Origin of the sequence: Agrobacterium sp. 10MFCol1.1, assembly GCF_000381165.1 — a bacterium.
GTDB classification, from domain to species: Bacteria; Pseudomonadota; Alphaproteobacteria; order Rhizobiales; family Rhizobiaceae; genus Agrobacterium; species Agrobacterium tumefaciens.
Window position 1 is genome coordinate 233349 of the sequence record NZ_KB906073.1, and the last position, 14745, is coordinate 248093.

At 59.4% G+C, this 14745-nt stretch carries 12 protein-coding genes; 1 reads left to right on the forward strand and 11 read right to left on the reverse strand.

Annotation, left to right across the window (positions count from 1 at the left end; all coding sequences use genetic code 11):
* Positions 1–170 precede the first annotated feature (170 nt).
* A complete protein-coding gene (locus F617_RS0105790) occupies positions 171–926 on the forward strand; it encodes a gamma-glutamyl-gamma-aminobutyrate hydrolase family protein (protein WP_019564703.1) in 756 nt (251 codons plus the stop codon).
* A gap of 98 nt (positions 927–1024) precedes the next feature.
* Here the strand turns inward: F617_RS0105790 and F617_RS0105795 are convergent, their stop codons facing one another.
* The 11 genes from F617_RS0105795 to F617_RS0105845 form a co-directional block, all read right to left on the reverse strand.
* Positions 1025–2056, reverse strand: coding sequence for an ABC transporter permease (locus F617_RS0105795; protein ID WP_003510990.1), 1032 nt, complete (start codon positions 2054–2056; stop codon positions 1025–1027).
* A gap of 32 nt (positions 2057–2088) precedes the next feature.
* On the reverse strand, positions 2089–3630 hold the full coding sequence (locus tag F617_RS0105800; RefSeq protein WP_003510992.1) for a sugar ABC transporter ATP-binding protein: 1542 nt from the start codon (positions 3628–3630) through the stop codon (positions 2089–2091).
* A 242-nt stretch (positions 3631–3872) separates the two neighbouring features.
* Entirely contained in the window at positions 3873–4802 is a 930-nt protein-coding gene (locus F617_RS0105805) for a sugar ABC transporter substrate-binding protein (RefSeq protein WP_003510994.1), read from the reverse strand.
* Positions 4803–5164: 362 nt separating this feature from the next.
* On the reverse strand, positions 5165–6607 hold the full coding sequence (locus tag F617_RS0105810; protein ID WP_019564704.1) for a M20 family metallopeptidase: 1443 nt from the start codon (positions 6605–6607) through the stop codon (positions 5165–5167).
* A gap of 127 nt (positions 6608–6734) precedes the next feature.
* Positions 6735–8279 (reverse strand): ABC transporter substrate-binding protein, encoded by a 1545-nt coding sequence (locus F617_RS0105815; RefSeq protein WP_026330688.1) that lies wholly within the window; start codon positions 8277–8279, stop codon positions 6735–6737.
* 29 nt (positions 8280–8308) lie between these two features.
* Positions 8309–9151 carry a serine hydrolase gene (locus F617_RS0105820; protein ID WP_026330689.1) on the reverse strand — a complete coding sequence of 281 codons (843 nt, stop codon included), beginning with the start codon at positions 9149–9151 and terminating at the stop codon, positions 8309–8311.
* Positions 9152–9164: 13 nt separating this feature from the next.
* Positions 9165–10799, reverse strand: coding sequence for an ABC transporter ATP-binding protein (locus F617_RS0105825; protein WP_019564707.1), 1635 nt, complete (start codon positions 10797–10799; stop codon positions 9165–9167).
* Positions 10796–11614, reverse strand: a complete 819-nt coding sequence (locus F617_RS0105830) for an ABC transporter permease (protein WP_003511004.1) — start codon at positions 11612–11614, stop codon at positions 10796–10798. The genes F617_RS0105825 and F617_RS0105830 overlap by 4 nt, the downstream gene beginning before the upstream one ends.
* The gene (locus F617_RS0105835) at positions 11611–12555 is read right to left on the reverse strand and encodes an ABC transporter permease (protein WP_019564708.1); all 945 of its coding nucleotides are present in this window, start codon (positions 12553–12555) and stop codon (positions 11611–11613) included. The genes F617_RS0105830 and F617_RS0105835 overlap by 4 nt, the downstream gene beginning before the upstream one ends.
* A 180-nt stretch (positions 12556–12735) precedes the next feature.
* Positions 12736–13641, reverse strand: a complete 906-nt coding sequence (locus F617_RS0105840; protein WP_003511007.1) for a LysR family transcriptional regulator — start codon at positions 13639–13641, stop codon at positions 12736–12738.
* A 117-nt stretch (positions 13642–13758) separates the two neighbouring features.
* Positions 13759–14703 (reverse strand): isoaspartyl peptidase/L-asparaginase family protein, encoded by a 945-nt coding sequence (locus F617_RS0105845; RefSeq protein WP_019564709.1) that lies wholly within the window; start codon positions 14701–14703, stop codon positions 13759–13761.
* Positions 14704–14745 lie beyond the last annotated feature (42 nt).

A 14745-nucleotide genomic window follows, 5' to 3' on the forward strand; every position in this document is an offset into this window, starting at 1 on the left:
CCATATCAGGATTTTTTCGGCGGCCTCTTCGCTATTTTATTTGCAACTGAAATATCGCGACGCCGCCTTATACTTTAGCCGCATATATTGCGTTCCGAGGACGAAACACATGCTTGACTTGGCCCGCTGGCAGTCGCACAAATTTTCGAAGATTCGCCCCCGGAGCCACCATGCCAAAACCGATTATCGCCGTCCCCGCCGACATCCGGCATTTCACCGGAGCCGACTGGCACGCCGCGCAGAACCAGTATCTTTCCGCGGCGCTGAGGGTGGCTGATGTCATGTCCTTCATCGTTCCGGCCTTCGAGGACGGCAATGAGGTCGATGCCATCCTCGACCGGGTCGATGGCCTGCTCGTCTCCGGCTCGGCCACAAATGTCCACCCTTCTCTTTACGGAAAAGAGGCACAGGAGAGTGACGGCCCGTTCGATCCAGCCCGCGACGCCACCAGCCTGCCGCTGATCCGCCGGGCGTTGGAACGCGGCATTCCGATGCTTGCCATCTGTCGCGGCATTCAGGAGCTGAACGTCGCGCTGGGCGGCACGCTTGCTTCCGAAATTCAGGAACAGCCCGGAATATGGGACCACCGCAAGCCGGAACATGAGGACCGCGACGTGGCCTTCGCAATCCGCCAGCCGGTGCATGTGCGCGAAGGCTCCTGCATTGCGCAGCATCTTGGCGTGTCGGGAGAAATCCAGATCAATTCGCTGCACCGGCAGGCAATTGCCGAGACCGCGCCACGCCTGCAGGTGGAGGCGACGGCGGCAGACGGCACGATCGAGGCCGTTTCCGTCATCGATGCCAAGGGCTTTGCCGTTGGTGTGCAATGGCACCCGGAATATTGGGCCGAGACAGACGCACCCTCGCGCGCTTTGTTTGAAGCTTTCGGCAAGGCAGTTCACGACTACCGGAACAGCAAGACCTGAAACCGACCCCTCCCCTCCAAGGCCATTCAGGTCCTTGTCGATAGGACAAAAAAAGGGGCAAGCCTGAAGGCCTGCCCCAGGTCCGGGAGGAGGAGTGCTTAGCGTTTTGCGCGTTTCTTCTGGCGGTAGACGTCAGCGACGACCGCAGCCACGATGATCAGCCCCTTGACGATCTCCTGGTAATAGGCATCGACCCTGAGGAACGTGAAACCGGATGTCATGACACCGAGAATGATGGTGCCGATCACTGTGCCGGTAATACGGCCAGCACCGCCGGCGAGCGAAGTGCCGCCGATAACGGCCGCGGCGATGGCGTCGAGTTCATACATCACACCCATGCCGGCCTGGGCCGTCTGTGCACGGGCAGCGGTGACGACACCAGCAAGACCGGCCAGCATGCCGGCAATGGCATAGACCTTGATCAGATGCGCCTCGATATTTATACCGGAAACGCGGGCGGCCTGCTGGTTGGCGCCGATGGCATAGGTGAACTTGCCGTAACGGGTGTAACGCAGCGCAACGTGGAAAATAACCGCGACGACGAGGAAAACCACGACCGGCCAGACACCTGTACCGATGAAGGTGAAACCGTCGGTCAGACCGGAAATCGGTTGGCCCTTGGTGTACCATTTGGAAAGGCCGCGAGCCGTCACCATCATGCCCAGGGTTGCGATGAAGGGCGGGATTTTCGTGCGTGCTATAAGCTGCCCGTTGATGAAACCGGCCAAAGCGCCAGCCAGAATGCCGACAGCCAGCGGCATGAAGAAAGGCAGATCGGTCAGACCCGGATAAAGCGCCCGCGGCCATGTGGAGGACTGCCCCACGCTGGCAGACAGCATCGCCGTCAGGCCGACGACCGAACCGGAGGACAGATCGATGCCGCCGGTGATGATGACCTGCGTGACGCCGACGGCGATGATGCCGATGACGGACACCTGCAGGATCATGATCGTCAGGCGCTGCTGGTTCATCAGAAAGCTCTGGCCGATGAAAATCCAGCCAAGAATTTCGTAAACCAGCGCGATGCCAATCAGCACGAAAAATATATTTGCTTCGGGCGGTATGCGCCTGTGCGGCTTGCGTCCGGATTTTGCATCCAACTCTGCGTTGGCGGCGGCGTTCGTATTCATAGTCATTCCTCCTCGAGAAATCCCGGCGCGCCTCACCGCGATGCGAGATCCATCACTTTCACCTGTGTGGCTTCACTTCTGTCAAGGAAGCCCGTCACGCGACCTTCATGCATGACCATGATACGGTCGCTCATGCCCAGAACCTCCGGCATTTCGGAGGAAATCATGATGACGGCGACGCCATTGCGCGCCATCTCGCCAACCAGCTTGTGGATTTCGGCCTTTGCGCCAACATCGATCCCGCGCGTCGGCTCATCCAGAATGAGGATGCGTGGCTGTGTCAGCATCCAGCGCCCGATCAACACCTTCTGCTGATTGCCGCCCGACAGGTTTTCGATGCGCTCGTAAAGATTGGGCGTCTTGACCCGGAGCTTGCGGCACATGTCGTCGCAGGCTTCCGAAAGCGTCTTTTCCTGCACGAAGCCGTTGGCGACATATTTGTCCTGTAGAACCGCGATCTGCATGTTCTCAAGAATATTGAGGATCAGCAGGCAGCCGGTATCCTTGCGGTCTTCCGTCAGGAACGCCATGCGGTGACGGATCGCCTCTGTCGGACTTGCGATCGACACAGGCTTGCCGTTGATTTCCACAGTGCCCGAAGACGCCGGCGTAACGCCGAACACCGTTTCCGCCACGTTCGAGCGGCCAGAACCGACAAGGCCGGCGACACCTAGAATTTCCCCGGCGCGAACATCAAATGACACGTCATGGAAGACGCCGTTCAGCGTCAGATTTTTGACCGACAGCACCACATCGCCGATCGGAACCTCTTCCTTCGGGAACATCTGGGTAATTTCGCGCCCCACCATCATGCGGATGATGTCGTCTCGCGTCACATCGGTGGACGCGTGGGTGCCGATATATTTGCCGTCGCGAAAGACGGAAAACTCATCGGCGATCTCGAAAAGCTCATTCATCTTGTGAGTGATGTAGACGATGCCGATACCGCGGTCCCTGAGGTCGCGGATGATGCGGAACAGATGTTCCACCTCGCGCTCAGTCAACGCTGACGTCGGTTCGTCCATGATGAGAACGTCGGAGTCGTAGGAAACCGCCTTGGCGATTTCGACCATCTGCCGGCTTGCAACCGATAGTTCGCCGACACGCATTTCCGGATCGAGATCGATACCGAGCCTTTCGAGCAATGTCTGGGTGCGGCGATACATTTCGCCATGGTCGATAAAGCCCAGTCGGTTTTTCGGCTCTCGGCGAATCCATATATTTTCCGCCACCGTCATATAGGCCATCAGGTTGAGTTCCTGATGGATCATCGCAATGCCGTTTTCGAGCGCATCAAGCGGTGAATCGAGGCGTATCGCAGCGCCCTTAAGCCGAATTTCTCCGACATCCGGCTGGTAGATACCTGCCAGAATCTTCATCAGCGTCGATTTACCGGCGCCATTCTCACCCATCAGCGCATGCACGGTGCCGCGCTTGAGGTGGAACGAAACGTCATCCAGCGCGACAACGCCTGGAAATTCCTTGCGTATGCCGTCCGCTGCGAGAAGATATTCTGCATTGGGCACGGCGCCGCTGGCGCGCACGGCGGCCATTGTCGATGGGCTGACGACCATCTTATCCTCCACGATAGACAAAAATGACCGGGGGAAGAGGTTTCGCCAAAAGGCGCCCATCCTCCGGGGAGGCCTACAGCGCCGTGCCGATCAAGACACACATAAGCGCTGTAAAACTTTGAATTCACTGAAATACTATTCTAGCCTGGTTTAACTCGGCGTCTGAGACGCCGACTGCCGTCCAGAACCGGCATTTGCTTCCGATATTGCTTGAAACGGTCGCAAATGCCGGTAAAGGGTCGTCAGTTCTTGGCTACGTAGTCCTTGACGTTTTCCGGGGTAACGAGCTGGAAGGGAATGTAGACCTTCTTGTCAACCTTGTCGCCCTTGACGAGCTTCAGTGCGGCATCGAGAGCACCCTTGCCCTGGCCAGCTGCATCCTGGAAGACCGTCACGTCGAGATCGCCTGCCTGCATGGCGGCAAGAGCGTCTTGCGTGGCGTCCACACCGGCAACGACATATTCCTTCATGTCCTTGCCCGCGGCCTTCAGAGCCTGGATAGCGCCGATCGCCATTTCATCGTTATTGGCAATGACGGCATTGAACTCGATACCGCCGGACAGCCAGTTGGTGACGAGGTCGGAACCCTGCGTGCGCTGCCAATTGGCCGTCTGCTCTTCAACCACGGAAATGCCCTTGCATTCATCGGTTTTCAGAACATCGTGAACGGCCTGCGTGCGCATGCGCGCGCCCTGATTGGACAACTCGCCCATCATGATCACGGCCTTGCCCTTGCCACCGAGAAGGCGGCAGACTTCCTTGGTTTCAAGCGTGCCGGCCACAGTTTCTTCCGATGCCACGAAGGCCTGGCCGTCTGGCAGGGAATCCACATTTACCGGCTGGCGGTTGACGTAAACCAGCGGAATCTTGGCTTCAGCAGCAAGTTTCGACATGGCCGCCGTCGCATCCGTATCAACCGGATTGACGATGATCGCATCGACCTTGGAGGCGATGAAATTCTGGATCTGGCTCTGCTGCTTGGCAACGTCGTTCTGCGCGTCCTCAACTTGCAGGGTGACGCCCTTCAGCTCCTTGGAATAATCCTGCATGCCGTTGCGCAGCACGGTCAGGAAGTTGTCGTCGAACAGGGCCATCGAAACACCGACGGTCTCGGCATGTGCCGCCGTGCCCAAAAGCACAGACATAGCCGCACTGATAATAAGCTTTTTCATTGTTTTCTCCTCCTCGGTGTCCAGCGCCACCTCTCCCAGCCGGAAACGGACCCGAGAGCCCGCCGCTAACTCCTCACATCCAGAAAACGGAATAATGAAACCGAATTTCTGTTGTTCGATATATTTATTCCATTTTTGGTTCGAACGTCAATGCTTTCTTCGTGGCCGTGAAACGAGACGGCACACAAGGCGGTGATGACCAGGAGTTTTCAGAGAAAACGGGGATAGCCCCCTCCGCCCTGGCGTGGGCGGAGGGGGCTCATGCGCTTGCTGAGCACTTTCGCGGAAGTCGCTGGGCTGCCTGCGATAAAACATCACGGACAAATGGAAGAGTTGGACGGGCGCAAAAGACGCGCCACGTCTTAATCGTGAAAACCGGGCATCACATCCGCCGGAATGGGGCAGACATAATCACTGCCCTCGGTTTTCTCCAGCCATTCTTTTTTGACACTTTCAAGCAGCTCGGGCGAGGTCATCAGCGAAAGACCTGTCGATGCGAGCGTCTTGGCGGCGTGTGCCATGGCTTTGTGGGCGGCCGGGCTTTTGCCCTGCGCCACCACCTGCCATGTATGCGGATTGGTCCCGATTGCCCATGCGGGCGTCCAGCATTGCGCTGTCGGCGTTACCCAGCTGACATCACCGACATCGGTCGATCCGGCACGAAAATGCGACTGCCCCTCGAAGTCGCGCAGGCCGAGATGCAGCGGCGTCGACCCGTCGATCTTCCCGTTGGAAAAGACGTCGCCCTTGATCTGGTAGAGCCGGATGCTGCTTTTGATCGCCTCTTCCGTGAACGTGTCCTGAATGACCTTGGCGAAGGCCTGATCGGCCTCGTCGAAGGCTATGGGTCCAAGCGCCACCATGTTTTCATGCATCGCCGTTTCGAGCGTGATGTTGGGCAGGAGATTGGTGGAGGCGGTATCGAAGACGATCTCCACCTCTGTTTCGGTCATCATGGCCGCACCACGCGCGACCTTGTCCACACGGGCTGCGAGATCGAGCGCCTGGCGCATTTCAGGTGCGCGGATCAGATAGAGCACTTCGGCCTTTGCCTGCACCACATTTGCCGCTTTGCCACCGGCATCGGTGATCGCATAATGCACCCGGCAATCCTGCGGCATGTGTTCGCGCAGGAAATTGACGCCGACATTCATCAGTTCAACGGCATCGAGCGCCGAGCGACCAAGATGGGCGGCGTTGGAGGCATGGGAAGCAACGCCCTTGAAACGATAAAAATATTCCAGCACCGCGAGATTGTTGGTGGAGCGCACGCCGTTGAAGGGCGCGGGATGCCATGTCAAAGCCGCATCGACATCGTCAAACAGACCGGCGCGCACCATGAAAGTCTTGCCGGAACCGCCCTCTTCGCCGGGGCAGCCATAATAACGCACCGTGCCGGGCAGGTTGTTGGCTTTCAGATGTCGGGCAAGTGCGATGGCGGCCATCAGCGAGCCGACGCCGAGCAGATTGTGGCCGCAGCCATGGCCAGAGGCGTCGGGTTGAAGCGGTTTTGCCTCGGCCACGCCGGCCATCTGGCTCATGCCAGCAAGCGCGTCAAATTCGCCGAGGAAGGCAATAACCGGCTTGCCGTGGCCGAATTCACCGATGAAGGCCGTGTCCATGCCAGCTACACCGCGGCGGACCACAAAGCCGTTCTCCTCAAGCGCGTTTGCTAGAACCCCGGCAGATTGCCTCTCCTCGAATTTGAGTTCGGCAAAATCCCAGATGCTGTCGCTCAAAGTGGTGAAATGTGGCTTAATTGACTCGATTTCGGCGGCAATCGACATCACGGCTTCACGGTTCATGGCTTGTCCTCGCATTCCTGCCCTTTAAGGGCGCACCCAAACGCTTCGGCGGGGGGCCGCCAAATCATTACGGTCATGATGGAAAATGCCCGCGCCGGGCTTTGCTTCCGGCGCGGGCAATATTGGATCAGTTGTCGACCGAGACTTCCCAGAGGCGGGCGTTCGACTGCCAGACCGGCTGACCCTTGAGCTTCTTGGTCGCGCCCCAGACATCGACCATGTCGTAAAGGAAGATGCCGGGCATTTCCTTCAGCATCAGTTCGTGAAACTCGTCGAAAATCTTCTGGCGCTTCGCCTGGTCGGCCTCAACATAGGCAGCCTTCATCAGCTCGATCGCCTTCGGATCATCCCACATCAGGGAGGCGTTCTTGTCCTTGTTACCGACGTAGAATGCATACATCAGGGCCGGATCGAGACGCGGCGCGACAGACTGCGAGATCACCTGATAATTGCCGGAACGGCGACGATCCACCTGCGTGGCATAGTCCAGCACCTCGATCTGTACGTTCAGACCCGCCTGCTGCATCATGGCCTGCGCCATGACGGCTGCCGGAAAACTCGGCACATTGCCGCGCTTGTTGGCGATGATAGAGATCGGCTCGCCCTTGTAACCGGCTGCCTCCAGTTCCTTCTTGGCTGCCTCGATGTCATAGGCCGGACGCTTCTTCTGGGTCTCATCGAAATAGACCGAGTCCTGCGAAACCATCGAGCCGTTGGCTTCGCCCGTACCGTTCGATGCGGCGGCGACCAGTTCATCGAGATCAAGCGCCATCGCCATGGCGCGGCGCACGCCTGGATTGCTCAGCACCTTGTCGCGGGTCTGAATATAGAAAAGGTTCTTGCCGTTGTTGCGGGCAACAATGAGCTGCATCTTCTCATTCGTCTTGAACTCCGGAATGAGATCGGGAGAAATCTCGGCGGTGTCGAGCACGCCGGATTCGAGGCCCGCCTTCACGGTCGAGGCGTCCGGAATAACCATGAACTTGATGCCGTCGGCCAGCGGCCGCTTGGAGCCGACCATGCCATCCGGCTTGCCGTCGTTCACAGGCGAAACATAATCCGCGAATTTGGTGAGGCGGATATATTCACCCTTCTTCCATTCGTTCCACTGGAACGGACCGGTGCCGATGGGCTTGACGAAGCTGCCGTCAGCGGCAACAGATTCCGGCGAGATCATGCCGGTATAACCGCATTCGGGCCGCGACATCAGGCCGAGGAAAACGGCTGACGGCTTTTCAAGCGTGATCTGAACTGTGGAGGCGTCCGTGGCCTTGACGCCGGTGACATGCGCGGCACCGCCTTCCACGAAATCATTCAGGCAGGCCCATTTGGTTTCGGGCTTCAGATAGCGCGTCCAGTTCCAGACGACATCTTCTGCGGTGAGCGGCTTGCCGTTATGGAATTTCACATCCGCGCGCAGCTTGAACGTATAGGTGAGGCCATCTGGCGAAACCTCGAAGCTCTCGGCAAGCAGCGGCTTTACTTCGCCGCCATTGTTGTAACCGACGAGGCCTTCGACGATGTGCAGGATCACCCCGTCCGTATTGCCGTCACGATTGACGCCGGGATTGCTGCTGCGCAGATCGGAGCTCTGCGCGATGGTGATGTCGCGAGCCGCCGCGATATTGGCTGTTACGAGCAGGGCCGCGCCTGCGAGAAGAAGTTTGTTCACTGTTCTACCCTCTTTGTTGTCGTTGATTATCATTGTTGAAAGCCGTCCCAGCAGGCCTGCGCCAGCCGGCCGATCGTTTCGAGCGCGATGGTGTATCCCGGCGTGCCGTCAGGCATCACCTGCGGCACTTCATCGGTATAGGCGGTGATGATGAAAGACGGCGCGCCGTTTCTGTAGACGATGCCGGCGTCCATACGCCCGCGCTTGCCGCGTCCGCTCTTGCTCGCCACCACAGCCTCGAATGGCAGGCGGGAGCGGATTCCGTAGCGCAATATCTGGTTTTTCAGCGTCTGCATTGCCCAGCCGCACAATTGCGGGCTGCAGCCGAGCTTTGCCTGCGCCTCTGGCGAGGACTGGGCATCAAGAATGGTCTGAAGCAGCAGCACCTGGTCCGCCGCCGAGGTGGTGGTGACGGTCTTCAGCGGATGATCGGCCGCCAGCGCCAACGGTGGAATGAGGAAACGGTGGTGGGTATTAGCCATGCCGAGCGTCTTGCAATAGCTGTCCACCTCCTCAAGCGTCAGCCGCTCCAGCACCATCTTGGTGCAGACATTGTCGCTCAGCACCATCATGCCGGCGAGTGCATCGCGCAGGGAAATGACGATGCCCGGCGTCAGATAGCGGAACATGCCGCTGGCCACCTCTTCCGCCAGCCTCTTCTCGTAGGTGACCGGCTGGTCGAGATCGAGCCGCCCTTCGCTGGCAGCCTTGAGCACGGCCATCATGATCGACGTCTTGCGGGTGCTGCCCGACGGGGTCTCCTCGTTTTCTCCCCGTCCGATCTCTTCGCCGGTCAGGAGATTGCGCACCATGAAGCGCGTCACAAAAGGCTGTGCATCACAGATAGCATTCAGTTGGGCAGCCACAGTCATTGTCATGTTCCTGTTAAACTTCTTCTTCCAGACGCCATTTGAGTGTCACACCGCCCTTTTCATTCTGGTCGAGGGCGGGAATGGCCGAGAGGAGTCGGCGTGTGTAGGCCTCTCTCGGGCTGTCGAAAATCGTGTCGCGGTCGCCCTCTTCGATGATACGGCCGTCCTGCATGACGACGACACGGTCGGCCACCTGTTCGACCACGCCGAGATCGTGGCTGATGAACAGGCAGGAAAAGCCGTAACGTTTCTGCAGATCGGAAAAGAGATCGAGCACCTGCGCCCGCACCGTCACGTCAAGGGCGGAAACCGGTTCGTCGGCGATTAGGAACCGCGGACGGCGGGCAATGGCACGAGCAATCGCCACGCGCTGGCGTTGGCCGCCGGAAAGCTCGTGCGGATAACGGCTGGCATAGTCTGCGCCAAGCCCCACCTCTTCCAGCGTTTCCAGCGCCCGCTTGCGCTTGGCGGCCTGATCCAGGCCGGGGACGAGACGCAACGCCTCCTCCACCAGCGCCTGAATGGTCATTCGCGGATCGAGCGAGGAATAGGGATCCTGAAACACCATCTGGCAATTCAGGCGATAGTCGTTCCAGTCCTCTTTGCGTTCCCGCCCCTGAAACTGGATCTGCCCTTCGCTTTCCTTTACGAGACCGGCAATGGTGCGGCCAAGCGTGGTCTTGCCGGAGCCGGAGCCACCGACCAGTGCCACGACTTCACCCTCGTGAATATCGATGCTGACCCCATGCAGCGCCCGCTTCGGCTTGGCTTTCTTCAGCAGTGACTTGCGTCCGGCATAATCGACAACAATGTTTCGGGCTGAAATCATCGGCGCCTTGCTGGTGTCGACGACACGCGGCTCGCCCCGGAAGGGCAAAGAGGAAAGCAGCTTTTTCGTATAGGGATGCTGCGGCGCATCGAGCAGGTCTTCGGTTCGCCCCTGTTCGACAATCGCGCCCTTCTCCATGACCACGATACGGCTCGTATAGCGGGCCACCATCGGCAGGTCATGGCTGATGAGAAGGACGGCTGTTCCCTCCGCCCGTGTCAGTTCGACCATCAGCTCCATGACGTCGCGCTGGATGACGGCATCGAGCGCCGTCGTCGGCTCGTCGGCGATCAGCAGCGCCGGTTTCAGGAGCATGACCGAGGCCAGCATGATGCGCTGGCGCATGCCGCCGGAAAACTCATGCGGATAGGCAGCAAGCGCCCCTTCGGGATCGCGGATACCGACCCGTCTCAGCATCTCGAGAATTTTCTCGCGGCGCTCTTCCGGCGAAAACTTGGTGTGAAGGATCAGGCCTTCTTCCAACTGCCGGCCAATCGTCATCGACGGATTGAGAGAGGTCATCGGCTCCTGGAAAACGACGCCGATTTCCGCGCCGCGCAGGCGGCGAAGTTCCCTTGCCGGCAGGGACATCACGTCCCTTCCCTTGTAGATGACCGATCCGCCGGTGACGGCAATTGCCGGGGGCAGAAGCGAGATGAGCGCGCGGGTGGCCAGCGTCTTTCCCGATCCGCTTTCACCGACGATGCCGAAGATTTCGCCAGGCGCAATATCGAAGGAAACATCCTTGACTACCCGGTGGCCGCTTCCCGCGACCTCCAGCGAAAGGCCGCGCACGGTAAGAAGAGTATTGTCCGTCATTTGAGACCTCTCATGCGCGGGTCAAGCCTGTCGCGAAGGGCATCGCCCAGAAGATTGATGCCGAGCAGTGTCAGCGCGATGCAGAGACCGGGGAAAAGCCCGAGCCAGACGGCCTGCTGGATGAAGGGCCGGCCAGCGGCCAGCATGTTGCCCCAGGTGGGGGCCGGCGGTGGCACGCCAAGGCCGAGGAAGGACAGTGCGCTTTCCGAGAGGATTGCCCAGCCGAACATGGATGTGGCAAGCACCGTGATCGGCGCGATGCAATTGGGCAGGATGTGGCGGAACATGGTGTAGATCTCGCCATTGCCCATCACCAGCGATGCCTCGATGAACTCGCGCTCACGCAGCGACAACACGGCGCCACGCACCACGCGGGCCATTGATGGCGTGTAGGCGATGCCAAGCGCAAAGATGATGCCGTACTGGTTGGCACCAAAGACCGCGAGAAGGCCAAGCGCCAGGAGAATGCCGGGAAAAGCGAGAAGCGCATTGTTGATCGCCATGATGACGCCATCAACCCAGCCGCGCGCATAACCACTGACAAGACCGATCAGAGTGCCGCAGATCGTCGCGAAGCTGACCGTCAGGAAGCCGATCCAGACGCTGGCACGCGCGCCGACCATCAGGCGGCTGAGAACATCGCGCCCAAATTCGTCGGTGCCGAGAAGATGGCTGGGACCGGGCGCGGCCAGCCGCGAGGCGAAACCGAGCTTCATGGGATCATAGGGCGTCCAGAACAGGCCGGTAATGGCGGTGATGAGCAGGAGGCCGATGAGAACGCCGCCGATAAGCCCGTTGAGTGTGAACTTTTTCATTCGGCAACCACACGCGGATCGAAGAGGGGATAAAGAAGGTCGACGAAGAGATTGACCAGCACGTAGGACAGGGAAACGAACAGCAGGCAGCCCTGTATGACGGGGTAGTCACGCGCAAAGATACTGTCGACCATCAGCCGCCCGAGCCCCGGAATGGTAAAGACCGTCTCGATGACGGCGATGCCGCCGAGAAGATTGCCGAGGATGAGGCCGATCATTGTCCATGTCGGACCAAAGGCATTCTTGAAGGCGTGCCGCCAGAGGACGGCACTCTCCGAAAGTCCCTTGGCGCGGGCATGGGTAATGTAATCCAGCCGCAGCACTTCAAGCGTTGAGGCGCGGGCCATGCGGATCAGAACACCCATTTCGTGGATCACCAGCGTCATGACAGGCAGGACAAGATAGAGCATGCCGCCAACGAGATTGTCGCTGATCGACAAGTATCCCAGCACCGGCAGCCAGCCGAGCTTTAGGCCGAAGAACAGTAGAAGCAGAAGCCCGAGCCAGAATGTCGGTATGGACAAAAGCAGGGTTGCCGTTCCAACCAGTGCAAGATCGGTCAGGCTGTTCTGTTTCCAGGCGGCGATCACACCCGCCGGAACCGCAATCAGGCTGGCCAGCAGAACGGCGACGACGACGATCTCAGCACTGACGAGGAACCTCGACACGACCAGCGGTAATACTGCCTCGTCGTTGACGATGGACCGGCCGAAATCGCCCTGCACCACATTGCCCGCCCAGATGACGAACTGTTGCGGCATGGACTTGTCGAGACCAAGCTCTGTTCTCATCGCCTCGATCTGTTCCGGTTGCGCCATGTCGCCCAGCATCAGGGCGGCCGGATCACCCGGAATGAAGCGGATGAGCGCAAAGACCGTGATCGACACAAAGGCGATCGTCGGCAGCGCCATCAAAAGACGGCTCAGTATGAATCTTATCATCGGTTCCCCACGATTGATAGCCGGGAACGTGCTCCCGCCTCTATCGGTTTCGTTGCGAATGACTATGACGGATTGATAAATAACGCGCAATATTATGCATAAACGTCATACGCCTATGCAGAATGGTGGCACGTTTCATCCTGACAGGGACAATGAGATTTTTCGCGAAAAACCCTGTTTTCAGTCGATTTTTTGCGAAAGCTGGATTTGTTGCTTCAAGGCGTCGCTGAGTGCCTGCGCCGCGATGGACAGCGGTGCGCCCGATGCCCGGGCAAGACCGAACTCCTGCGTTGATTGCGGAATGAAGGGCAGCGCCACGACGGGAAGGTGCCTGTAGAGGTTAGCATAAAAACTGCTGATGATCGTAACGCCCAGACCATGCGCGACATAGGCACATGCGGAACTGTTGGTGTGGGTCTCGATCTTCACCATGGGCTTGACGCCCGCTTTCTTGAAGACCTGCTCGAGCGCCATTCGGTTCGGCCGCTGCCGGCCGATCAGAATGAGCGGAATGTTGCGCAGGTCCTTAACTGTTATCTCGGTAAGCTCGGCTAAAGGGTGATCCTGACGGACCACGCAGACGCTTTTGCCGGTGGCGACACGCTCGACATCAATGCCCGGTCCAATTTCACCTTCCATGCGCAGGAAACCGAGGTCGATCACCCGCTCGCCAACCAGCCTGTTGATGGCGGTGGTCGTTTCAAAGAAAGTCTCGATGCGCACGCCGGGGAAATCCCTGACATAGTCTATCAGCATGGCGGGCGCGAAGTTCTCCCACATGCTGCTCGGCAGGCCGATGCGGACGATTTCCGGACCGGCCGCACCATTGCGCAGATCTTCGGCGTGGCCGGACATGCGGTCGACAGCAAGCAGCACATTTTCCGCGTCACGCGCGAGAAGCGCTGCCTCCGGCGTCGGGATCAGCCGCCCCTTGTCACGGGCAAACAGCGTCAGCGACAAGTCCGCCTCGAGCTGAGCCAGAAGCCGGCTGATACCGGACTGGCTTAGCCCCATGGCCTTGGCGGTGGCGATGGTAGAGCCGGTGGAAAGAAGCGTGCGAAGGACTTCGAGCTGCTTGATATTCATGAGGCCAGCACCATGGGATGAAAAGACGAGCCGGTTTTGGTTCAGACCTTTTGCCGCCGATAGGCCTTCATGTCACCGGTTTTTTTAGCATTGTCATTCGGCCCGGTCGGTCGCCGGTTACAATTCCACGTCGTAGACCCTGTCGTGGGTGGCAACACGGGCCTCTCCTGATGGGGTCACCCAGCCCCGGAACATGCCGGGCGTATTATAGGGTGCGGCAATGCCGCCTTCGGCATCGATGGCGACAAGACCCGCACCGATATCGTAGGGCGCCAGATCCTTGTGGACGAGGTTGCCGGCGGCGGTTTCCAGATCCTGCCCGAGATAGGCGACACGGGACGCGATCTCATGGCCGACGACGTAACGGATGAAAAATTCACCCTTGCCGGTGCCGGAAACGGCGCAGGCGCCGTCGCGTGCATAGGTGCCCGCCCCGATCACCGGGCTGTCACCCACCCGGCCGTCAGGCTTGTTGGTGTAGCCGCCGGTGGATGTCGCGGCTGCGAGATGCCCAGCAGCATCGAGTGCCACGGCACCGACGGTTCCGTGTTTTTCGTTTTCCGTCGCTTCCGTACCTGCGGTGGCATGGGCCTTCATGGCCGCCAGCGCCTCGACACGCTTTTGCGTGGTGAAATAGGATTGAGGCTCCGTGGCAAGCCCCTTCTCCTGCGCAAACCGGTCAGCCGCTTCACCGGTGAGATAGACTGCGCGTTCATCCTCCATTAGCACCCGGGCCGCCTTCACCGGGTTGCGGATGGCGCGGGAGGCGCTGATTGCGCCTGCGGCAAGGGTCTTGCCATCCATGATCGACGCGTCGAGTTCGTGAATGCCATTCTCGTTGAGCGCCGCCCCATGGCCTGCGTTGAAATGCGGGCTGTCCTCCATAACGACGACTGCCGCCTCAACCGCTTCCAGCGCAGTTCCGCCAGCCTTGAGCACACCATAACCGGCGCGCAGTGCCGCCGCCAGATCGTGGCGCGCCGCTTCCCACTCCTCCGGAGTCATGCTGTCTTCCGGCATAACCCCGCAACCACCGTGAATGGCCAGTGCGATCTTCGTCATATCCTCACTCCACTGTTGCCCCGCCGCAGGCAGGGCCTCTTA